Source organism: Streptomyces sp. NPDC030222 (assembly GCF_055573115.1).
The window spans coordinates 274386-294755 of the sequence record NZ_JBVICA010000005.1 but is presented as its reverse complement, the minus strand read 5'-3'; the positions used below and the strand labels follow the sequence as shown (position 1 = coordinate 294755).

General features: G+C 71.8%; 19 protein-coding genes and 2 pseudogenes. 7 read left to right on the top strand and 14 right to left on the bottom strand.

Annotated features, from left to right (window positions below; genetic code table 11):
• Nucleotides 1–26 precede the first annotated feature (26 nt).
• On the bottom strand, nucleotides 27–464 hold the full coding sequence (locus ACZ4Z5_RS10155) for a nuclear transport factor 2 family protein (protein ID WP_468259628.1): 438 nt from the start codon (nucleotides 462–464) through the stop codon (nucleotides 27–29).
• A 197-nt stretch (nucleotides 465–661) separates the two neighbouring features.
• Between ACZ4Z5_RS10155 and ACZ4Z5_RS10150 the strand changes: the two genes are divergently transcribed.
• From ACZ4Z5_RS10150 to ACZ4Z5_RS10135, 4 genes are read left to right on the top strand one after another with little or no spacing between them, the layout of a single operon-like run.
• Entirely contained in the window at nucleotides 662–1441 is a 780-nt protein-coding gene (locus tag ACZ4Z5_RS10150; RefSeq protein WP_468259625.1) for a cyclase family protein, read from the top strand.
• Nucleotides 1442–1477: 36 nt separating this feature from the next.
• On the top strand, nucleotides 1478–2188 hold the full coding sequence (locus ACZ4Z5_RS10145; RefSeq protein ID WP_468259365.1) for a class I SAM-dependent methyltransferase: 711 nt from the start codon (nucleotides 1478–1480) through the stop codon (nucleotides 2186–2188).
• A gap of 49 nt (nucleotides 2189–2237) precedes the next feature.
• A complete protein-coding gene (locus ACZ4Z5_RS10140) occupies nucleotides 2238–3347 on the top strand; it encodes a DegT/DnrJ/EryC1/StrS family aminotransferase (RefSeq protein ID WP_468259362.1) in 1110 nt (369 codons plus the stop codon).
• Between the two features lie 47 nt (nucleotides 3348–3394).
• Nucleotides 3395–4357 carry a Gfo/Idh/MocA family protein gene (locus tag ACZ4Z5_RS10135; RefSeq protein ID WP_468259623.1) on the top strand — a complete coding sequence of 321 codons (963 nt, stop codon included), beginning with the start codon at nucleotides 3395–3397 and terminating at the stop codon, nucleotides 4355–4357.
• Between the two features lie 71 nt (nucleotides 4358–4428).
• Here the strand turns inward: ACZ4Z5_RS10135 and rfbA are convergent, their stop codons facing one another.
• The 3 genes and pseudogenes from rfbA to ACZ4Z5_RS10120 all read right to left on the bottom strand — a co-directional run.
• The gene (gene rfbA, locus ACZ4Z5_RS10130; protein WP_468259360.1) at nucleotides 4429–5304 is read right to left on the bottom strand and encodes a glucose-1-phosphate thymidylyltransferase RfbA; all 876 of its coding nucleotides are present in this window, start codon (nucleotides 5302–5304) and stop codon (nucleotides 4429–4431) included.
• A 296-nt stretch (nucleotides 5305–5600) separates the two neighbouring features.
• Nucleotides 5601–5728 (bottom strand): annotated as a pseudogene (locus ACZ4Z5_RS10125) (DNA mismatch repair protein MutT); the annotation flags it as partial.
• A 9-nt stretch (nucleotides 5729–5737) separates the two neighbouring features.
• Nucleotides 5738–5968, bottom strand: a pseudogene (locus ACZ4Z5_RS10120) (peptidase); the annotation flags it as partial.
• A gap of 478 nt (nucleotides 5969–6446) precedes the next feature.
• Here ACZ4Z5_RS10120 and ACZ4Z5_RS10115 point away from each other — a divergent pair.
• Entirely contained in the window at nucleotides 6447–7112 is a 666-nt protein-coding gene (locus ACZ4Z5_RS10115; protein WP_468259357.1) for a hypothetical protein, read from the top strand.
• A 426-nt stretch (nucleotides 7113–7538) separates the two neighbouring features.
• Here ACZ4Z5_RS10115 and ACZ4Z5_RS10110 read toward each other — a convergent pair whose 3' ends face one another.
• Nucleotides 7539–9620: a SpoIIE family protein phosphatase gene (locus ACZ4Z5_RS10110; protein ID WP_468259354.1), complete on the bottom strand. Its 2082-nt coding sequence runs from the start codon at nucleotides 9618–9620 to the stop codon at nucleotides 7539–7541.
• A gap of 532 nt (nucleotides 9621–10152) precedes the next feature.
• Entirely contained in the window at nucleotides 10153–10827 is a 675-nt protein-coding gene (locus ACZ4Z5_RS10105; protein WP_468259351.1) for a hypothetical protein, read from the bottom strand.
• Between the two features lie 267 nt (nucleotides 10828–11094).
• Between ACZ4Z5_RS10105 and ACZ4Z5_RS10100 the strand changes: the two genes are divergently transcribed.
• Entirely contained in the window at nucleotides 11095–13437 is a 2343-nt protein-coding gene (locus ACZ4Z5_RS10100; RefSeq protein WP_468259348.1) for an immune inhibitor A domain-containing protein, read from the top strand.
• 366 nt (nucleotides 13438–13803) lie between these two features.
• On the opposite strand, the gene ACZ4Z5_RS10095 is transcribed toward ACZ4Z5_RS10100, so the two are convergent.
• From ACZ4Z5_RS10095 to ACZ4Z5_RS10080, 4 genes are read right to left on the bottom strand one after another with little or no spacing between them, the layout of a single operon-like run.
• Complete coding sequence (locus ACZ4Z5_RS10095; RefSeq protein ID WP_468259621.1) at nucleotides 13804–14274, bottom strand: GNAT family N-acetyltransferase; 471 nt, start codon at nucleotides 14272–14274, stop codon at nucleotides 13804–13806.
• 32 nt (nucleotides 14275–14306) lie between these two features.
• A complete protein-coding gene (locus ACZ4Z5_RS10090; RefSeq protein WP_468259345.1) occupies nucleotides 14307–14726 on the bottom strand; it encodes an arsenate reductase ArsC in 420 nt (139 codons plus the stop codon).
• A complete protein-coding gene (locus ACZ4Z5_RS10085; protein ID WP_468259342.1) occupies nucleotides 14723–15490 on the bottom strand; it encodes an aquaporin in 768 nt (255 codons plus the stop codon). Before ACZ4Z5_RS10085 ends, ACZ4Z5_RS10090 begins: the two co-directional genes overlap by 4 nt.
• Nucleotides 15487–15867, bottom strand: coding sequence for an ArsR/SmtB family transcription factor (locus ACZ4Z5_RS10080; protein ID WP_468259340.1), 381 nt, complete (start codon nucleotides 15865–15867; stop codon nucleotides 15487–15489). The genes ACZ4Z5_RS10085 and ACZ4Z5_RS10080 overlap by 4 nt, the downstream gene beginning before the upstream one ends.
• A gap of 89 nt (nucleotides 15868–15956) precedes the next feature.
• Between ACZ4Z5_RS10080 and ACZ4Z5_RS10075 the strand changes: the two genes are divergently transcribed.
• Complete coding sequence (locus ACZ4Z5_RS10075) at nucleotides 15957–16505, top strand: ArsI/CadI family heavy metal resistance metalloenzyme (RefSeq protein WP_468259337.1); 549 nt, start codon at nucleotides 15957–15959, stop codon at nucleotides 16503–16505.
• 93 nt (nucleotides 16506–16598) lie between these two features.
• On the opposite strand, the gene ACZ4Z5_RS10070 is transcribed toward ACZ4Z5_RS10075, so the two are convergent.
• From ACZ4Z5_RS10070 to ACZ4Z5_RS10055, 4 genes are read right to left on the bottom strand one after another with little or no spacing between them, the layout of a single operon-like run.
• Entirely contained in the window at nucleotides 16599–17315 is a 717-nt protein-coding gene (locus ACZ4Z5_RS10070) for a GntR family transcriptional regulator (RefSeq protein WP_468259334.1), read from the bottom strand.
• Nucleotides 17316–17354: 39 nt separating this feature from the next.
• Complete coding sequence (locus ACZ4Z5_RS10065) at nucleotides 17355–18323, bottom strand: ornithine cyclodeaminase family protein (protein WP_468259330.1); 969 nt, start codon at nucleotides 18321–18323, stop codon at nucleotides 17355–17357.
• A complete protein-coding gene (locus tag ACZ4Z5_RS10060) occupies nucleotides 18320–19351 on the bottom strand; it encodes a proline racemase family protein (protein ID WP_468259618.1) in 1032 nt (343 codons plus the stop codon). Before ACZ4Z5_RS10060 ends, ACZ4Z5_RS10065 begins: the two co-directional genes overlap by 4 nt.
• Entirely contained in the window at nucleotides 19339–20340 is a 1002-nt protein-coding gene (locus tag ACZ4Z5_RS10055; protein ID WP_468259327.1) for a proline racemase family protein, read from the bottom strand. Before ACZ4Z5_RS10055 ends, ACZ4Z5_RS10060 begins: the two co-directional genes overlap by 13 nt.
• Between the last annotated feature and the right edge of the window lie 30 nt (nucleotides 20341–20370).

Sequence of the window (20370 nt, the reverse complement as noted above, 5' to 3'; positions counted from 1 at the left end):
CGCCCTGGCCCTTCCCGGCACCGCGGTCACGGGCGCCGGTCGTCACGCGTGACCCGGCGTTCACGCACCTTCAGTTCGCCGTCCACCCGGACCAGCACGTCCTCGCACACGCACATCAGATGGAGCCGGGGGTCGCCGCCCCGCGGGGTGGCGATGATCTGCGCGTACGAGCGGACGTCCAGCCCGCCGTCCTCACGCGGCCGGACCGACACCATGCTCAGCAGATGCCGGTGCACCTCGCCGGCCTCGGCGAGCGCCGCGGCGGCCTTGTTGACCCCCGCGGCCAGGGCGTCCCGGCCGACCACGGGTTCCGGCAGGGAGGGCGGCGCGAACGAGCCGTCCTCGGTGAAGGTCGACGCCCAGCCTTCGCCGTCCCCCTCGTCCAGGAGGTGCATGTGGTGGGCGTAGAACTGTTGTACTTCGGCATAGAGGGACTCGACCGACGACGAGGTTCCCATCGGCACTGCCACCGCGTCCTCCTCACGCTAGTCCCGTTCGGGGTCCGAACGGGCGGGCACCTGCGAACGATCCCCGACACCCATCGACATCGGCTCGAACCCGGCGCGCGCGAGCCGAGTGAGCCTTGAGCGCTTCTCCGTTCGCGCCGAGCACGATCTGGCTCGTCGGTACCAGCGGCAGGAACGGGGACGTGGAGGTCCGTGTGCGGTTGATCGACCTGTCATCGGCGGTGGACGCCACAGTCCACGAGCCGGATCCCGTGGTGCACGAGGTATTGACGCCCCGTCAGGGAGCGGAGCACATGAGCGCGGAGATGCGGACGCACTTCGGGCTCGAGTTCGACCCGGACGAGCTGCCCGACGGGGAGTTCCTGTCGCTCGACCGGATCACCCTGACCTCGCACACCGGCACGCACGTCGACGCACCGTCGCACTACGGCTCCCGGGCGGGGTACGGCGACGGTGTACCGAAGCACATCGACCGGATGCCGTTGGAGTGGTTCTGCAACCCGGGGATGGTGCTCGACCTCACGGACGCGCCGACCGGTGTGGTCGGCGCGGAGCGCCTGGAGAAGGAGTTCCAGCGGATCGGCCGCACCCCCGCGCCGCTGGACATCGTGCTGCTGCACACCGGCGCCTCGGCACGGGCGGGCACCCCGGAGTACTTCACCGAGTTCGCCGGGCTGGACGGGCCGGCCGTCCATCTGCTGCTGGACCTGGGGGTGCGGGTGATCGGGACGGACGCGTTCAGCCTGGACGCCCCGTTCACCCACATCATCGACAACTACCGGCGCACGGGTGACCGCTCGGTTCTGTGGCCGGCCCACTTCGCCGGCCGCGACCGGGAGTACTGCCAGATCGAGCGGCTGGCGAACCTCGACGCACTGCCCGCACCGTTCGGGTTCACCGTCGTGTGCTTCCCGGTGAAGATCGCGGGCGCGGGCGCGGGCTGGACCAGGGCGGTCGCCATGGCCGACGAGTGACCGGGCGCGCTTCGCCCCACAGTGACAGGAGAGCGGATGTACGGACGGGAGCTGGCGGAGGTCTACGAGATCTTCTACCGCAGCCGGGGCAAGGACTGGCCGGCGGAAGCCGCCTACGTCACGGAACTGGTGCGGACGCGGTGTCCGGAGGCGGACTCCCTGCTCGACGTGGCATGCGGCACCGGGGCACACCTGGAGACCTTCGGGACGCTGTTCGGGCACACCGAGGGCCTGGAGATCGCGGAGCCCATGCGGGAGCTGGCGCACCGACGGCTGCCGGAGGTGACCGTCCACCCCGGCGACATGCGCGCCTTCGACCTCGGCCGCGCCTTCGACGCGGTCGTCTGCATGTTCTGCGCCATCGGCTATCTGGGCACGGTGTCCGACATGCGCGACGCCGTACGGTCGATGGCCCGGCACGTGCGCCCCGGAGGCGTGCTCGTCATCGAGCCGTGGTGGTTCCCCGAGAACCACGTCGAGGGCTATGTCGCGGGCGATCTCGGCCGGGAGAACGGCCGTACCGTGGCCCGGATCTCGCACTCGACCCTCCAGGGCCGCGCAACCAGGATGGAGGTGCGGTTCCTGGTCGGCGACCGGGACGGCATCAGGGAGTTCACCGAGATCGACGTGCTCACCCTCTTCACCAGGGACGAGTACCTCGCGGCGTTCACCGACGCGGGGTGCACCGTCGAGTTCCTCCCCGGCGACCCGACCGGCCGCGGTCTGTTCGTCGGCGTACGGCAGTGACACCCACCCCGGGCCGACGCCCGAGACGAGCGGAGAGAGTGACTCGCCCATGACCACTTACGTATGGGACTACCTGCGCGAGTACGAGAACGAGCGGGACGACGTCCACGACGCGATCGAGACCGTGCTGCGGTCCGGACAGCTGGTGCTCGGCGCCAGTGGACGGGGCTTCGAGGAGGAGTTCGCCGCCTACCACGGGGTGGGCCATGCGGTCGGGGTCGACAACGGCACCAACGCGATCAAGCTGGGGCTCCAGGCGATCGGCGTGGGTCCGGGCGACGAGGTGATCACCGTCTCGAACACCGCGGCGCCTACGGTGGTGGCCATCGACTCCGTGGGAGCGACGCCCGTCTTCGTCGACGTCCACCCCGACACGTACCTCATGGACGTCGAGCAGGTGGCCGCCGCCGTCACTCCGCGCACCGCATGTCTGCTCCCCGTGCATCTGTACGGCCAGTGCGTCGACATGACGGCGCTGCAGGCCGTGGCGGACGAGCACGGGCTGCAAGTCTTCGAGGACTGCGCCCAGGCCCACGGCGCCCGCCGCGACGGACGGCTCGCCGGCACATGGGGAGCCGCCGCCGGGTTCTCCTTCTACCCCACCAAGGTGCTCGGGGCCTACGGCGACGCCGGCGCCGTCATCACCTCCGACCCGGAGGTGGACGCCGCCCTTCGGCGGCTGCGGTACTACGGGATGGAGGAGCGCTACTACGTCGTCCGGACGCCCGGGCACAACAGCCGCCTGGACGAGCTGCACGCGGAGATCCTGCGCCGCAAGCTGCGCAGGCTCGACGCGTACGTCGAGGGCCGGCGTGCGGTGGCGCAGCGCTACGCCGAGGGGCTCGCCGACACCGGTCTGGTGCTGCCGTCGATCGCGCCGGGCAACGACCACGTCTACTACGTCTACGTGGTCCGCCATCCACGGCGCGACGCCATCATCGAGGCGCTGAAGGGCTACGACATCTCGCTGAACATCAGCTATCCGTGGCCGGTGCACACCATGACGGGCTTCGCCCACCTCGGGTACGCCAAGGGGTCCCTGCCGGTCACCGAAGCGGTGGCCGACGAGATCTTCTCGCTGCCCATGTACCCCTCGTTGGACCCGGCGGTGCAGGACAAGGTGATCGGCGCACTCCGCGACGTCCTGGCGACGCTGTGAGTCCTGTCCCCGACCGAGGGCACGGCGCCACCGGCGGCAGGGTGCGTATGGGCGTGCTCGGCTGCGCGGACATCGCGCTGCGCCGCATGCTCCCGGCCATCACTGCCGCCGACTCGGCCGAGCTCGTCGCCGTGGCCAGCCGCGACGCCACGAAGGCCGAGCGGGTAGCGGCCCGGTTCGGCTGCTTCGGGGTCAAGGGCTACCGGACGCTGCTGGAGCGGGACGACATCGACGCGGTGTACGTCCCCCTCCCGCCCGCGCTCCACTTCGAGCTGGTGGCCGAGGCCCTTCGGGCGGGCAAGCACGTACTGTGCGAGAAGCCGCTGTGCACGACCCACGCGGAAGCCGCCGAGCTGATGGAGCTGGCGCGGCGGCACCACCGGATCCTCGCCGAGAACTTCATGTTCCTGCACCACTCCCAGCACGCCGGGGTCCGGTCGCTCGTCGACGCCGGCGCCATCGGCGAACTGGAGGTGCTGTCCGGTTCGTTCGGCGTGCCGCCGCTGGACACCACGGGATTCCGGTACGCCCCCTCGCTCGGCGGCGGCGCGCTGCTGGACGTCGGTGTCTACCCGCTCCGGACGGCCCAGATGTATCTGTCCGGCGAGCCGGAAGTGCTGGCGGCCACCCTCCGGGTGGACGAGGCGACCGGGGTCGACGTGGCGGGTACGGCCCTGCTGTGCGCGCCCGACGGCGTGGCGGCGCAGCTCGAGTTCGGCTTCCGTCACTCGTACCGGTCGCGCTACGCGCTGTGGGGCGGCGAGGGGCGGATCTCGGTGGAGCGTGCGTACACCCCGCCGGAACAGCTGAAGCCGGTGGTCCGGCTCCAGCAGCAGGACCGGATGACCGAACTGGCCATGCCCGCCGACCATCAGGTGCGCAATGCGCTGGCCGCCTTCACCGCGGCCGTGCTCACCGGTGGGGACGGCCCGGTCGGCGAGGCCGAGTCGCTGCTCCAGGCACGACTGGTCGAGGACGTCAGGAAGGTCGCGAGGATCGTCACCGGCTGACGTCACCCGGCTGTGCCGCCACCTTCGTGCCGTCACCGCACCATCGCCCGGCCGCCCCCTCGCCCCGCCCCTCAGGCCTTCAGCTCCTCGGCGATCGACATCACGTACTGCCCGTAGCTCGAACCCGCCATCTCCTCGCCCAGCCGGTGGCACGCCTCGGCGTCGATGAACCCCATGCGGAGCGCGACCTCCTCGATGCACCCGATACGGCAGCCCTGGCGTTCCTCCAGCGTGCCCACGTACTGGCTGGCCTGGAGCAGCGACTCCGGTGTGCCCGTGTCGAGCCAGGCGAAACCGCGGCCCAGGTCGACGAGCCTCGCCTCGCCCTGTTGGACGTAGAACCGGTTCACATCGGTGATCTCCAGTTCTCCCCGAGCCGACGGCGTGATGTTCTTGGCGACGTTGACCACTCGGTTGTCGTAGAAATAGAGGCCTGTGATGGCGCGGTTGGAGCGCGGCCGCACGGGCTTCTCCTCTATGGAGACGAGCCTGCCGTCGGCGTCGACCTCGCCGACCCCGTAGCGCTGCGGATCGTGCACCGGATAGCCGAACAGCACACAGCCCCGTACCTCCTGCGACTCCCGGGCCAGCACGTCCGAGAAGCGGGGGCCGTGGAAGATGTTGTCGCCCAGGACCAGGGCGACCGGGTCCGTGCCGATGTGATCGGCACCGATGAGCAGGGCCTCGGCGATCCCGGCCGGCTGGAACTGCTCCGCGTAACCGATGTTCATCCCCAGCCGGGAACCGTCGCCGAGCAGGATACGAAATCGCGGCAGGTCATGGGGCGTCGCGATGACGAGGACGTCCCGGATGCCCGCGAGCATGAGGATCGACAGCGGATAGTAGACCATCGGCTTCCCGCCGACGGGCAGTAATTGCTTGGACACCGCGCGGGTTATCGGATAGAGCCTGGCTCCGGCGCCACCGGCCAGAACGATGCCTTTCACGAGGACACACCCCCAGAACGCAACGGCCTTGGAAACCCCCGGGGTCTTTCGCTCGGGAATGAGCTCCGTTCCCTGCAAACCCTGGGACAGCAGTGTCACCGGCGCGCCTCGCAGCCACCTCAAGCACCGCTCGCGCTCCTGGCGGGGCGGGGTGCTTTTCTTCCGCGGTTCCGGCCGATGCCGCGTCCAGGGCGGCGGTACCGGAACAGGGCCTGGGCTCCGCTCCCTACCGCGTACCGGCCGGCAGGGCTTCGTCGCGTTCGGTGCCCGCTTCCGCGTACGAGGGCCCGATTTCCTCAACCGAGGTACGCGGTGGGGCGCTGCTCCAGGAAGTGCTGGATTCTCAGGCGTTGGGTGTGGTGCATGGGCAGTGTGTGCGGAGTTCCGCCGGAGCCACGAAGCGGAGTTCCGTGCTCGCGGCCGAGGCTGCTACCACCCCGGCGGTGCCCCGCCAGCTCCCCTTGCCCCCGACCCGGACGAGGGCCGCCGTCGCGTCCGCGTCGGGCAGTCCGGCGAGCGCGGCGCGCAGCGCCTTCCGGTCCGGCCCGGTGGTGGTGGCGACGGCTGCCACGGGCTCGTCGGCGAAGGCGGGGGCGGTCAGCGGTCCGGCGGCGATCCCCAGGACGAGGGCGGCGGCGAGGGCGGTGCGCATGCGTGCGTTCATCGACTCTGCTCCGATGGGTCGGAAGGACGAGTGGTGCGGTACGCGTCCCATCCTGGCGATCATGCAGGGCCGGGGAATCGTCACCACGGAGGTCCCTGGCCCTGACCCCGCCTTCAGGGTAACTGCCTTACGCATCAGGGGAGTTGTCGGGGATGCTCCCTAGTCCGTTTCGAACCGGAACGACCGAGGGGCGGGCCGATCGGCAGCCCTCGACGGCCCGATGCCCGGCAGCCGCCCCCGCGTCGAGGCGGCAGCCGCACGGCCCCGGCGGACCGGCGCGAGGGAGCCCGTTGCCGCAGGCCACGACGCCCCCTGGTGCCCCGGGGCGGAATTCTGACATGCCATCAGAGTCCTGTCGGACGATCGGCGTGTCCGGCAGGGACGGGCTGTCGGTGCGAGGCATCCTCGACGCGTATGAGAGGCCCGGTGCCGTACGGCGGCGACCGCGGCCTTCGAAGACGACACCGAAGGGTGGTCGATGAAACCGACTCGGATCCGCGCGGCAGTCGTCTCTGCCGTGCTGGCGACAGTTCTGGCGGCCGCGAGCGGCGGCGCCCAGGCGCAGGCTCGGGCCGAGGCCAGGGGGGAGGGCGTCGGGCGGTCTCCGGTGCCCGATGGTCCTCCCGCTCCGAACGCATGCATCTCCCCGGACGGGACCGATCTCAACGCGCTCCTCTCCATCAAGGAACCCATCGTCGGTCCCCCCGAGTGCCGCGTGGCGTTCGCCGGCAAGCCGTGGGTCCGGGCCTTCCCGAGCTGGGGCACGGCGCCCACCGCGGAAGGCAGTGTGTACCCGGCGGGCTACACCCCCTCCCTGCCCAAGCCGATCGACGACTTCATCCTCAAGTTCCTCGGGGGCCGGGTCGTCCAGGACATCGGCACTCCGCACGAGCAGAGCGTGTCGTTCGGCCCGGAGGCCCTGCGTCTCGTCACCGAGCTGGACGGGATTCCGTTCGCCACCTTCGCCACGAACGCGCTGCCTCCCCTGAAGGCCGGGACGCACACCAGCACGGTGTTCCTGCGGCTGAGCGCCCAGCACTGCGACGGCCTGGGGACCGACCCCGCGGCGAACTGCCTGCCCGGAGGCGAGTTCCAGTACACCGGCGCCACCCCGTTCGAGGTCGTCAAGCGGAAGGAACCGTAAGGAGGGGGCAGTAGGGGCCGAGAGCCCGAGGCCGCTGGAAGGGGCCGCCGACGCGCTCGGCGGCCCCTTCGCATGCGGGCTCCTATGGAGCAGGAACCATCCTCGTCGCCGGGCTCACGTCCGGGGCATGCGCCGCCGCGGTGATCGCCCTGGCGGTCATCGGACTCGCCGGGCTCGTAGCCGCGGTGCTGCTCCCTCGCGGCCCGGATCCCGGCGTCCCGGTCCCCGAGGGCGCGGAATCGGCGGAAGGTACGTGACCGCAGGGCCCGGGCAGGACGCCGGGTGCGACACGACCCGCCGGGTGCACGCGACCGCCGGCCAGTGACCGCCGGACGTGATCGGCCCGGGCGACGGCGAAAGCAGGAAGCAGGCGGAAACCGGCCTGATCAAGCGCGCTCACCGGTGCCGGGCCGTCAGCCCGGGCCGTCAGCCCGCGGCCGCCGGGAGCGCCTGCTCCGTCCAGATGGTCTTGCCGTCCGGCGTGTACCGGACACCCCACATCTGGGCGAGCTCGGCGGCGATGAAGAGTCCCCGGCCGCCCTCGTCCACCGTCCGGGCGTGCCGCAGGCGCGGCGCGGCGAGGCCCGAGTCGTGGACCTCGCAGGTGAGCGCACGGTCGTTGATGAGGCGCACCCCGACCGGGGGGCTCCCGTACCGGATGGCGTTCGTCACCAGCTCGCTCACGATGAGCTCGGTGTTGAAGGCGATCTCCTCCTCCGTCTTCCACGACTCGAGCTTGTCGCGGACCTTGCGCCGGGCGGTCGCGACCGATGCGGGGTCGTCGTCCAGCCACCAGACGGCGACCCGGTCGGCCGGGAAGGGATGCGTACGCGCGATGAGGAGCACGGCGCCGTCGCCCTCGTCCGGGAGCGAGTACACGATGTCGTCGCACAGCTCCTGCAGCGGCTGGTCGGCATGCGTCGGCAGCCGCCGCAGCGGGCCGGCGGGATCGGTCAGTCGCGGGATCAGGGAGAGGCTGCTGGGCAGCGCCAGGACGCTGCCGTCGGGCACCTCGAACGAGGAGGCGGCGAAGGGCGTCCCGCCGGTGCCGCCCAGCCACGGCCCGGCGGGGATGTCGGGGATCTCGGTGGAGCCGTCCGGGTGCACCACGAAGAGTTCCAGGGGGCCGGCGCTCGCAGCCGTGCATCTGCGGGTGAGCGGGTCGTGGACGACGTACAGGCAGCCGGCGGCGAGCATGTCCCTGCGGACGGCGTCCCCGGGCGGCAGGGAGGCGCGTTCCGCGGCCAGATGCGCCGTCGTGTCGTGCAGGCGGGCGAGCAGTTCGTCGGGCTCCAGGTCGAAGGCGGCCAGGGAGCGGATGACGGTGCGCAGCTGGCCCATGGTCGCGGCGACGTGGACGCCGTGCCCGGCGACTTCGCCGACGACGAGGGCCGTTCGGGCACCGGAGAGGGCGACGGTGTCGTACCAGGCGCCGCCCGCCCGTTCACCGAGGGTGAGGTAGGCGGTCTCCAGGGAGCTGTGCGAGGCGGGGCGACGCGGGAGCAGCTGGCGCTGGACCGTCGCGGCGATCGTGTGCTCCCGGGTGTAGCGCCGGGCGTTGTCGACGCACAGCGCGGTGTGGTCGGCGACCTGCAGCGCGAGCTCGACGTCGTCCTCGTCGAAGGGGTCCGGTCGCCGGGAGCGGTAGAGGCTGACCAGTCCCAGCACGGTACCGCGCACCGCCAGCGGGACGGCGAGGAGCGAGTGGGAACCGGAGGAGCGGATCACCTCGGCGCGCGCGGGGTCGGCCGCCAGCCAGGGCGGCCCCGGGTGCAGGGCGACCACCCGGGGGCGCAGATCGGCCAGGACCTGTGTGTACGGCGTGGGCGGGGGAAGGCTGCGCACCTCCCCCACCCGGTTGGCCTGGAGCCCGTCCTCGCCGCCGACGCCGCGGAACGCGGCACGGAGCAGGGGGGTGCCCCGGGGAAGCGGATGGACCGGGGGGTCGTCGCCCCGTACCACGGACACCAGGACCTCCACGACCGCCGTGTCGGCGAACGCGGGCACCAGGGTGTCCACCAGCTCGTCGCAGCTCACCACCGCGTCGAGGGTACGGCCGACGTCCCGGCGGACCGCGTCGAGGAGCCGGAGGCGGGCGTGCGCCTTCTCCCGGTCGGTGACGTCGACCGCCGACACGGCGACGCCGAGCACCTTGCCGCGCTCGTCCTCCAGGCGGAACGCGGAGACGACGTAGCTGTGCTCGGTCCCCGGATCGGAGGCGGGCCGGGCTCTCACCAGGTGTTCCACGACGGGGACTCCGGTGTCCAGCACCTCGCGCAGGACCGCTTCGCCCCCTTCGGGGTCGATGAGGTGGTAGCCGTCGGGGAAACGACGGCCCACGAGCTCGTCCAGGTCCATGCCCTTCATGGCGGGCGTGGCGGTGTTGACCCGTACGATCCGCAGGTCGGGGTCCAGCAGATGGAGGCCCACGGGCGACTGGGTGAACAGGGCTTCGAGCATCGCCGTCTCGACGTCGCCCACGGGCCTGTCCGCATCGCCGTGCGCCACAGAAACCACCTCCGTCGGCGAGTCTGCACAGGGGAGCTCCGCGGGGCCCGTCTCGGCCTTCCTGATCCAGGTGTAATACGAATGGGCGGTCGCGGCTAGCCGAGCAGCTCAGGGCGGGTGCGTGGGCCGCACGAAAGGGGGGCGGCGCGACTCAGGGCCGGTGCCGTGGACCGATTGCCGGTTCAGCTGCGTCGCGGGCGGGACGGGGCCGCGGCCCCGGGGATGGGTACGTGGCCGCTACGGCGGGCGTGTCGACCGGGCGGGCGCGCCCACCTCACGGCCAGGGCCGTGACCGGGGCCCACGGCGTCCGTATCGGCATCACCACCCGGCCGACGTCGCCGCGACCGACGCCACGGCGTATCCATCGACGTCACGAGCACAACGGCCGGCGCGACCGCGCGCGCCGCATGCAGGCCGCCGGCCTCCACCTATCGCCGCGTACTGCCGAGCCGCCGCGTACGGCCGTCGCGGAGCCGTCCCCCGGCCGGCCGGCGGGGTGCGACCGGCCGGCCGGGAGACCTTGCGAACGCGTCAGTGCTGCTGGACGAACGCCTTGTTGCGGCGGGAGTCCGCCATGCAGGACTTCTTCTCCGCCTTGGTCATCTTGCGGGTCTTGACGACCACCGCGTTGCTGCGGCCGTCGGTGCCGTTCTTGGCCGGGCCGGTGACGGTGTCCTGGAAGAACCAGTAGTAGTGGCCCCACTTGGGGTTGTCGTAGTGGGTCTGCCAGGTGCCGGAGACCTTCTGCATGACCTGGGCGCGGGAGATCCAGCCGACCTCGCCGGGCTTGACCGTCATGCCGAGCGAGCTGCTCTCGGAGTGGTTGCTCGACCAGCTGTGGCTGTACTCCGCCGTCACGCTGACGTCGATGATGCCCGCGATGTTGCCGCCCGCGGTGACCGAGACGCCGGCGGAGTCCGTGGATCCGACCGAGTCCTCCCACGTCATGGTCTGGGTGGCGGGTGAGGAACTGCAGTTGAACAGCGAGTCGGAGACCTGGTGGAACTCACCCAGGTACGCCTCACCGAGCTTCGGGGAGTTGAAGGTGCACTTGCCCAGCCCCGAGGCGCAGTCCGCCGTCAGCAGCTGCCGCGTCGGCCGGTCGTCGGCCGCGGCGGGGAGCGTCGTCGCCGCGGCGATTCCGCATGCCGCCAGCGTGGTGGCCAGTGCCCGGCCGCCGTACCGCATCGCGCGGTTCATCGTCATCCTGGTGCCTCTCACGTCGTGCTTCGGGGGGTGCGGTGAACTCCGTTGCGTGGCATGCCATTTGGCGGTGCGCACCGTCTGTACCTGTGAGATGTGGGTTGCCCCGGCGAGGTTGCCTCAGGTGGACGCGATGAATGCGCGGAGGACCGCGACCAATGTGCCGCCGGACCGTCCCGCAACAAGAGGGACACGGCCCCTGTTCCCGCCCTGTGACATGTGAAATATTACCTGCGCTCACAGGCCCAACCATCCGAAAGGACCTGTACGTTGCGCAGACTCGTCGCGGCAGGAGCGGCGCTCGCCCTCGCCCTCCTCGCCGCTCCCACAGCTGTCGCCGGCCCCATACCCGGCGGCGCCCCTCCTGAGGCGGCCGTCACGGGCAGCGAGCACACAGCCGAGAGCCCGCCACCGAGCCCCCAGGAGCTGCGGCGCCAGGCGCTGCGCCGGCAGGCGCTGGAGAAGGTCGCCTCGGGCGCCGTCAAGGAGGACCCCGGCGGCGGGCTGCCGCACACGGTGCGGATCGGCAAGCAGTACGTCGAACTGGCGCAGGAACGCAAGGACAAGGTCTTCGTCATCCTCGCTGAGTTCGGCGACCAGGTGGACAACACCACTCTGTTCGAGGGCAAGCCGCGCTTCGGCGGCGAGCCCGGCCCCCGGCACAACACCATCGAGAAGCCGTCGCGGAACGACAACCACACGGTGTGGCGCAAGGACTTCGGACGCGCCTACTACCAGCAGCAGTTCTTCGGTGACGAGCCGGGCACGGTGAGCCTGCGCAACTACTACCGGCTCCAGTCCTCGGGCCGCTACGACATGGAAGGCCATGTCACCGACTGGGTCACGCTGCCCTGGAACGAGGCCCGTTACGGCACGGACAACTGCTCCGAGGCGGGCCAGTGCCGCACCAACTGGGACATGATCCGGGACGCCACCAACGCGTGGTACCACTCGGAGCGCGCCAAGGGCCGCACCCCGGCCGAGATCAGGGCGCAGCTCGACGAGTACGACGTGTGGGACCGCTACGACGCGGACCGGGACGGGAACTTCGACGAACCGGACGGCTATCTCGACCACTTGGTGATCGTCCACGCGGGCAAGGACCAGACGTGGGGCGGCGGCAGGCAGGGCAAGGACGCCGTGTGGGCGCACCGCTGGTTCGCGTACTGGAACCAGGCGGGCAGCGCCGGCCCGGAGGGGAACAAGGCCGGCGGCACGCAGGTCGGCGACTCGGGCGTCTGGGCCGGTGACTACCTGACCGGCGGCGAGAACAGCGGGGTCGGCCTGTTCGCCCACGAGTACGGTCACGACCTGGGGCTTCCGGACATGTACAGCTCGGACGGTGACAACAGCGTCAACTTCTGGTCCCTGATGTCGTCAGGCTCGTACCTCGCCAAGGGCCGCAACACCACGGGGGACTTCCCCGGCGACCTGGACGCCTGGAGCAAGCTCCAGCTGGGCTGGCTCGACTACACCGAGGCCGACGCGGGTCGCAGGACCCGGGCCGTGCTGGGCGTCTCGGGCTACAACACCGAGGACGCGCAGGCACTGCTGGTACATCTGCCCCCGTCGACGACGTCCACCGATCTGACCGATCCGTACGAGGGCGGCAGCCAGTGGTGGAGCGGCACCGGGGACTACATGGACAACACCCTGACCCGGACGGTGGACCTCACCGACGCCACCGCCGCGGCGGGGGCACGTCTGGACGCGCGGGTATGGCACGACCTGGAGCAGGACTACGACTTCCTGACGGTCGAGGCGTCGACGGACGGCGGCGCCCGGTGGACCGCGCTGCCGGGGACGATCGGCGGCCGCCCGGTGCCGACACGCGGCGTCTCGGGCGCGTCGGGCGGCTGGACCGAACTGCAGGTGCCCCTGGACGCCTACGCCGGCCGGGCGTTCCAGCTGCGGATGCGCGTGACGTCGGACAGCAACACGCACGGCAAGGGCGTCACCCTCGACGACGTCCGGATCACGGCCGACGGCCGGGAGCTGCTGCGTGACGGCGCCGAGCAGGGCGCGAACGGCTGGTCCGCGGTGAAGTGGTCGCGCACGCAGGGCCGCACGGGCGTCGCGGAGCACCCGCGGGCGTACCTCGTCGAGAACCGCCGCTACACCGGTTACGGCGCCTACCTGAAGACCGGCCCCTACAACTTCGGCTGGAGCGCGGACCCGGCGCGGCCGGAGAAGAAGGACACGGTCGAGTTCTACCCGTACCAGGAGGGCGTCCTGATCTGGCTGTGGGACACCGCGTACAGCGACAACACCACCAAGGCGCACCCGGGCGCCGGCATGCTGCTGCCGGTCGACGCACGGCCCGACGCGCTCCGCCACGCGGACGGGACGCTGCTCAACGCGCGGGCGCAGACCTTCGACGCCACGTTCTCCCTCGGGTCGAGCGACGAGATCCTGCTGCACCGCAACGGCGCTCCCGTGGTCGTACCCGAGCGGCCGGGCGTGCCGGTCTTCGACGACCGCACGGGTACGTACTGGAACGCCGACCTGCCGCAGCTCGGCGTGAAGGTCCCCGACACCGGGACCCGGATCGCCGTGGTGAAGGAGGCGAACGGCGGCCGACGCACAACGGTCCAGGTGAGTCCGTCGCCGTGATCCGGTGAGTCCGTCGCCCTGATCCGGCCCTGGGAAGCGGCCCGGTGTCCGGGCGGGTGTTCGCCCCCGCCCGGACCTCGACGGCACCCGCGTCGCCTACGCCACGGGGAACGCCCCGCACCCCACCCGTTCCGGCCGGATCAGCCCGGACGAGGGGAGTGACCCGGTTACGCGCCGAGGGGGCAGTGAGTCGATCTCGAGGTGCTGACCGGCGTCCGGGTTCACTCGGTGCTGCCGGCGTCCTCGGCGAGGACGCGGTGGACGGTGGCGACCGAGGGCCGCTTCACCGGACACGGTCCGGTAGGGGCTCGCGACCTCTCAGAACCGACCGTCCATGAGAATCACCGTCCGCGGCGCCCGTGACGCTCAGTTCACGGTGGGGCTTCGGCGTTCGACGAGGACGACGTCGCGCCATGTGCCGTGGTGGCGGCCGATGCGCTCGCGGGTGCCGATGACGCGGAACCCGGCTCGGCCGTGCAGGGCGAGGCTGACGGTGTTCTCCGGGAAGATGCCGGACTGCACCGTCCAGATGCCGGCGGCGTCGGTGGAGGCGACCAGGGCGGTCAGCAGGGCCAGGCCCACCCCGCGGCCGCGGGCGTCGGGGTGGACATAGACGGAGTGCTCCACGACGCCGGCGTACGCGCACCGGTCGGAGACCGGAACCACGGCGGCCCAGCCCAGAACCCGGCTGCCGTCGAGGGCGACCAGGCGGTGGCCGGGCAGTCTGGCGGCGTCGAACGCCTCCCAGGTCGGGGCGGTGGTCTCGAAGGTGGCATCGCCCTCGTCGATGCCCAGTCGGTAGATCGCCAGGACCTGCGCGGCGTGCTCGGGCTGCATCGGGGCGATCCGTACGCCGGTCGCGGTGGCCCTCACGCCGCTGCCTCGATGCCGAGTTCGGCGAGCAGACCGCGGATCCGTCGCTCGATCTCATCGCGGATCGGGCGGACTGCCGCGACACCCTGCCCGGCAGGGTCGTCCAGCTTCCAGTCCAGGTACCGCTTGCCGGGGAAGTAGGGGCAGGCGTCGCCGCAGCCCATGGTGATCACCACGTCGGAGGACTGCACCGCCTCCACGGTGAGGACCTTCGGCGTCTCGGCGGAGATGTCGATACCGACCTCCTGCATGGCTTCCACCACGGCCGGGTTCACGGCGTCGGCCGGGGCGGACCCGGCCGAGCGGACCTGCACGTGGTCACCGCCGAGGTGGGTGAGAAAGGCGGCGCCCATCTGGGAGCGGCCGGCGTTGTGCACGCAGACGAACAGCACGGAGGGAACAGCGGAGGTGCTCATCGGGTCAGGGCGCTTTCTTCGGTGGGACGGGGTGGACCGGCGGGCTTCCGCCCGTCGCGGGGAACGGCGACGTCGTCCTCGTTCACGGCGGCCGGGCGGCCGAAGCAGACGGCGGCCAGGCCCAGGCCGGCGGCGGCGCCGAGGAGTTGGGCGGCGAGGAACGGTGCCACGGACACGGGGGCGATACCGGCGAAGGTGTCGGTGAACGCCCGTCCGATCGTGACGGCCGGGTTGGCGAAGGAGGTGGACGAGGTGAACCAGTACGCCGCCCCGATGTAGGAGGCGACCGCGACCGGCGCCAGGTGCGCGCGGGCCAGGCCGAGGATGAGCCAGACCAGCCCGGCGGTGGCCACGACCTCGCCCAGCCACAGGTGGCCGGCGGACCGGTCGTGGGTGGAGAAGTGCACCAGCGGCTTGCCGAACATGGCGTCGGCCAGCACCGCTCCCGCAATCGCCCCGACGATCTGGGCGGGCACATACGCCGCGACGTCGCGCAGGGCGGGGGCATCGCCCGTGCGGCGGCCGGTGAACCAGGCGGCGAGGGTGACCACCGGGTTGAAGTGCGCGCCTGAGACCGGGCCGAGCAGGGCGATCAGCACACCGAGGCCGAAGACGGTGGCCAGTGAGTTGGCCAGCAGCTGCACCCCGACGTCGTGGGTCAGTTCGGTGGCCTGGATACCGGAGCCGACCACGACCGCGACGAGCGCGGCCGTGCCGATCCCTTCGACGGCCGCCCGTCGGACCAGCGGCGCCGACGCGCTCACGCCGACACCTTCGCGGCCACGGCAGGGGTCCGGAGCAGGGCGGACAGCTTCGCCAGGGCCTCGGGCCGCACCCAGTAGTACACCCAGGTCCCGCGCCGCTCCGAGCCCACCAGCCCGGCTTCCCGCAGCACCTTCAGGTGATGGGAGATGGTGGGCTGGGAGACGTCGAACGGGCCGATGAGGTCGCACACGCATGCCTCGCCCCCCTCGTGCGAGGCGATCAGCGACAGCAGCCGCAGCCGGATCGGGTCCGAGAGCGCCTTGAACATCCGCGACAGCTCGGCCGCGGCTTCCTCGCCCAGGGGCTCGCGGACCATCGGCGCACAGCACACGGCCTCGTCCTGGCCGAGCACCGGCAGATCAGCTTGTTTCGACATCCCTCTATGTTGACAGTCATCTAATCCGGTGGCAAGCTCGACTGTATCGACAGATGTCGAAACAAGCCGTTTCCGGATGGGAGACCGCCATGTCCCGCGTTCAGCTCGCTCTGCGCGTCGCCGACCTCGGAGCCTCGATCGCCTTCTACTCCAAGCTGTTCAACACCGAGCCCGCCAAGCTCCGCCAGGGCTACGCCAACTTCGCCATCACCGAGCCTCCGCTCAAGCTCGTCCTGATCGAAGGCGAGGCGGGCGAGGACACCCGCCTGGACCACCTCGGCGTCGAGGTCCCCTCCACCGAGGACGTCACCGCCGCCACCGGACGGCTGAAGGAGGCCGGTCTGGCGACCTTCGAGGAGAACGACACCTCCTGCTGCTACGCCCTGCAGGACAAGGTGTGGGTCCACGGGCCCGGCAAGGAGCCCTGGGAGGTCTACGTCGTCAAGGCCGACGCCGACACCCTTCAGAAGGCCGACACCGCACCCGACGCCTGCTGCGGCACCACCGCCTGCTGCACCCCCGACGAGCAGGCCGTCGACCCGGCCCGGACCCCCGCCGAGGCGAAGGCCGCCACCGGGTGCGGCTGCGGCAGCCGACCGGCGCCCGGCCCGGCCACCCCTCTCGATGACCTGATGTGACGGATCCTGGTCATTGCAGTCATGTCTGATCGGGCGGAACGATCAGGGCATGTCCCGACCGCACCGCGTCGTGATCGTCGCCTTCCCCGAAGGTCAGCGGCGCTTGCCGCCCAGGCTGCGCTTCGGGCGCTTCTCCACGGGCTGGTCGCGGGCCTGGGCCCACAGGGACCTGACGTGTCCGAGGTGGCGGGTCATGCAGGCCTCGGCGGCTTCGGCGTCGCCGACGATCATCAGGTCGAGCAGTTCGAGGTGTTCCTCCGCCGACGGGAGGAGCATGCCGCGCTCGTCGAGGCCGGTGAGGCCGTACAGACGGGACCGCTTGCGCAGGTCGCCGACGGCCTCCACCAGACGCTCGTTGCCGGCCAGGGCCAGGAGCGAGAGGTGGAAGCGGCGGTCCGCCTCCAGATAGCCGATCAGATTGTGCTCACGGGCGTTGGCGACGATCTCCTCGGCGATGGGGCGCAGTTCCTCCAGCTGCTCCCGGGTCGCCGCCCGGGTCACCCTGCCGATGGTGGGGACCTCGATGAGCGTGCGGAGTTCCGTGTACTGGTCGAGGTCGCGTTCGCTCACCTCGGTGATCCGGAAGCCCTTGTTGCGGACGGGCTCGACGAGTCCCTCGCGCGCCAGGTCCAGCATCGCCTCGCGCACCGGTGTCGCGGAGATGCCGAAGTCGGCGGCGAGTCCGGGCGCGGAGTAGACCTGTCCGGGGAGCAGCTCTCCCGCTATCAGCGCCGCCCGCAGTGCGTGGGCGACCTGGTCACGCAGCCGCTCCTGGGCCGTGATCAGGTTGCGCTGCTTCAGATCGCCCATGATGGTCCTCCGGTGTTCGCGGACCACCAGCGTACAATGTCACGTTGCGCCGCCGGCGCCCGGCCACCGCTCGTACAGCGCCGCCGCGACCGCCAGATCCTCCCAGGCCATGCCCACGCTCTTGAAGAACCGCGGGCGGTCCTCCGGTGCCCGGACCCGCCCGGTGACGAGCTCGGCGAGGGTGCCGGTCGCATGGTGCGCCCCGATCGCTCCCTCCGACGCGGGAATCAGCAGATCCCCCGCCTCGCGCAGCGCGGCGGACCGGGCCTCCACGAAGACCGCCGAGCGGCACACGAGTTCGGTGTCGGTCTCCCGCGCGTCCGGTTCGTGCGAGCCGACCGCGACGACCGTTGCGTGGTCGGCGACGAGCCGCCCGTCGAACAGGGGCCGGCGCGCGGTGGTGCAGCAGACCACGAGGTCGGCTCCTGCCACGTCGTCCGGCACCCCGGGGTTCGCGGAGAGTCCCAGTCTCCCCGCGTGCGCCAGCAGCGGCGCGGCGCGTTCCGGGCTGCGGGCCACCACCGTGACGTGTTCCAACGGCCGTTCCCGGACCAGTGCTTCGAGGTGGCCATGGGCCTGCGGGCCGGCCCCGAACAGCACGAGGTGCCGGGCCCCGGAGCCGGCCAGGTGGCGTACGGCCACGGCCGACACGGCGGCGGTCCGCAGGGTGGTGAGCGCGGCCGCGTCCAGCAGGGCGAGCGGCATCAGTGTCGGCCCGTCGAGGAGGAGGTATCCGCCGGTGATACGGGGCAGGCCATGCTCCGGGTTGGCGGGGGCCACCCCGGCGATCTTGACACCCGCGTAGCGGTCGGTGGCCGCGGGCATCAGCAGCAGCTGCCCCGCCGGTACGGCCGTCTGCGTGCGTGCCGGGCAGTCCTCGGGATCCGGCCCGTCCCGCAGGGCGGCTTCGACGGCGTCCGCCGCTCCGACGGGGTCGAGGAGCCGGGCGACGGCGGCCGCGTCGATGCCCGGCGGTGCGGCCCGGAGGTCCGGGAACGGGGCGGTCACAGCAGGAATCCCTGGGCGAGACCGTCGTGCGGGTCGAGGAGGAAGGTGTGCTCGCCGGTGCGGTGGGCGCTGCCGGTGACCTCGGTGACGGTGCCCGTCCCGTCCCGGCCGACGACCCGGCCCCTGAAGACGGTGCCGACGACCGACTCGTGGCGCAGGGTCGTCTCCGGTCCCACGGTGCCGTCCTCCGCGAGGAGGGCCAGCCGGGCGGAGGTGCCCGAACCGCACGGGGAGCGGTCGATCTGTCCGTCGGCGAACACGGTGACGCTGCGCTGCGCGGGCCCTTCGGAGGTGCCGGGCAGCTCCTCGTACAGGATCACGCCGTAGATGCCGGACAGCAGCGGGCCGTCGGGGTGCCGGGTGGCGGGGTGCCCGGCGAGGGCGGTACGGATCTCCGCGGCGGCGCTCACGAGCCGGGGCAGGGCCGCCCGGTCCACCGCCAGGCCCAGTCGGTCCGCGGGCACGCTGACGTAGCACGCGCCGGCATGGACGATGGCGGCGTCGGCCACGCCGAACGTGGTGACGACGGGGACCCCACGGGCCGTCACCCGGGCCGGGACGTTGCGGAACGTGACGGCGCTCGTGCGGCCGTTCTCCCGGTGGACGGTCGCCGAGACGCGTCCGGACGGGACGTCGACGCGCACCTGGGCGGCCCCGTCGTCGGGGGCGGCGACGAGGCCGCTGTCCACCGCCCACGCGCCCAGCGCCATCGTGCCGTGGCCGCACGCGGTGGAGTAGCCGTCCTTGTGCCAGAAGAGCACGCCGAGATGGGCGCCGTCGTCGTCCGGCGGGACGAGGAACCCCCCGTACATGCCCGCGTGGCCGCGGGGTTCCTGGACGAGCAGCCGCCGGACGTCGTCGAGCGGTCCGGGACGGGGCGCCGTCCCGGACCCGCCGGCCCCGATGGCCGTGGCGCAGCGCTCGGCGACCGTGTCCCCGGGCACCGGCGGGAGCCCGCCGGTGACGATCCGGAAGGGTTCCCCGGCGGTGTGGTAGTCGATGGCGTGGACCTCGGTCACAGCAGGAATCCTCCGGGGAACGGATCGTCGGGATCCAGGAAGTACTGGGCCGTACCGGTGATCCACGCCCGGCCGGTGACCGTGGGCACCACGGCGGGCAGACCGCCGACCGTGGTCTCGGCGACCAGCCGCCCGGTGAACTCGGTGCCGATGAAGGACTCGTTGACGAAGTCCTGCCCGAGCGGCAGCTCGCCGCGGGCGTGCAGCTGGGCCATACGGGCGGAGGTGCCGGTGCCGCACGGGGAGCGGTCGAACCAGCCCGGGTGGATGGCCATGGCGTGCCGGGAGCGGCGGGCGTCCGAACCGGGGGCGGCCAGGTAGACGTGCTTGACCCCGCCGATCTCCGGGTCCTCGGGGTGGACGGGGCGGTCGGTGGCGTTGACGGCGTCCATGACGGCGAGTCCGGCGGCGAGCAGTTCGTCCTTGCGGGCGCGGTCGAAGGGCAGCCCGAGCGCGTCGAGCCGGACGAACGCGTAGAAGTTGCCGCCGTACGCGAGATCGTAGGTGACCGTGCCGAATCCCGGGACGTCCACCTTGCGGTCGAGGCCGACGCAGAAGGCGGGCACGTTGGTGAGCGTGACGTGTTCCGCCACGCCGTCCCGGACGCTCACGTCGACGCTCACCAGGCCGGCCGGGGTGTCGAGGCGGACCGTGGTGACCGGCTCGGTGACGGGCACCATGCCGGTCTCGACCAGGACGGTGGCCACGCCGATGGTGCCGTGGCCGCACATCGGCAGCAGCCCGGACACCTCGATGTACAGCACGCCGTAGTCGGCGTCCGGTCGGGTGGGCGGCTGCAGGATGGCGCCGCTCATCGCCGAGTGGCCGCGCGGCTCGTACATCAGCAGGGTGCGGATGCGGTCGAGGTGTTCGATGAAGTGCAGCCGGCGCTCGGCCATGGTGGCGCCCGGGATGACACCGACGCCGCCGGTGATGACCCGGGTGGGCATGCCCTCGGTGTGCGAGTCCACCGCGTGGAAGACGTGACGGGTGCGCATGGAGTCCCCTTCTCGTGCGTACGTGGCTTC

Coding starts and splice junctions, on each gene's coding strand:
- ACZ4Z5_RS10145 (WP_468259365.1), top strand. CDS start 1,478: ATGTACGGACGGGAGCTGGCGGAGGTCTACGAGATCTTCTACCGCAGC.
- ACZ4Z5_RS10140 (WP_468259362.1), top strand. CDS start 2,238: ATGACCACTTACGTATGGGACTACCTGCGCGAGTACGAGAACGAGCGG.
- ACZ4Z5_RS10135 (WP_468259623.1), top strand. CDS start 3,395: ATGGGCGTGCTCGGCTGCGCGGACATCGCGCTGCGCCGCATGCTCCCG.
- ACZ4Z5_RS10115 (WP_468259357.1), top strand. CDS start 6,447: ATGAAACCGACTCGGATCCGCGCGGCAGTCGTCTCTGCCGTGCTGGCG.
- ACZ4Z5_RS10105 (WP_468259351.1), bottom strand. CDS start 10,827: ATGACGATGAACCGCGCGATGCGGTACGGCGGCCGGGCACTGGCCACC.
- ACZ4Z5_RS10095 (WP_468259621.1), bottom strand. CDS start 14,274: ATGCAGCCCGAGCACGCCGCGCAGGTCCTGGCGATCTACCGACTGGGC.
- ACZ4Z5_RS10090 (WP_468259345.1), bottom strand. CDS start 14,726: ATGAGCACCTCCGCTGTTCCCTCCGTGCTGTTCGTCTGCGTGCACAAC.
- ACZ4Z5_RS10080 (WP_468259340.1), bottom strand. CDS start 15,867: ATGTCGAAACAAGCTGATCTGCCGGTGCTCGGCCAGGACGAGGCCGTG.
- ACZ4Z5_RS10075 (WP_468259337.1), top strand. CDS start 15,957: ATGTCCCGCGTTCAGCTCGCTCTGCGCGTCGCCGACCTCGGAGCCTCG.
- ACZ4Z5_RS10070 (WP_468259334.1), bottom strand. CDS start 17,315: ATGGGCGATCTGAAGCAGCGCAACCTGATCACGGCCCAGGAGCGGCTG.
- ACZ4Z5_RS10055 (WP_468259327.1), bottom strand. CDS start 20,340: ATGCGCACCCGTCACGTCTTCCACGCGGTGGACTCGCACACCGAGGGC.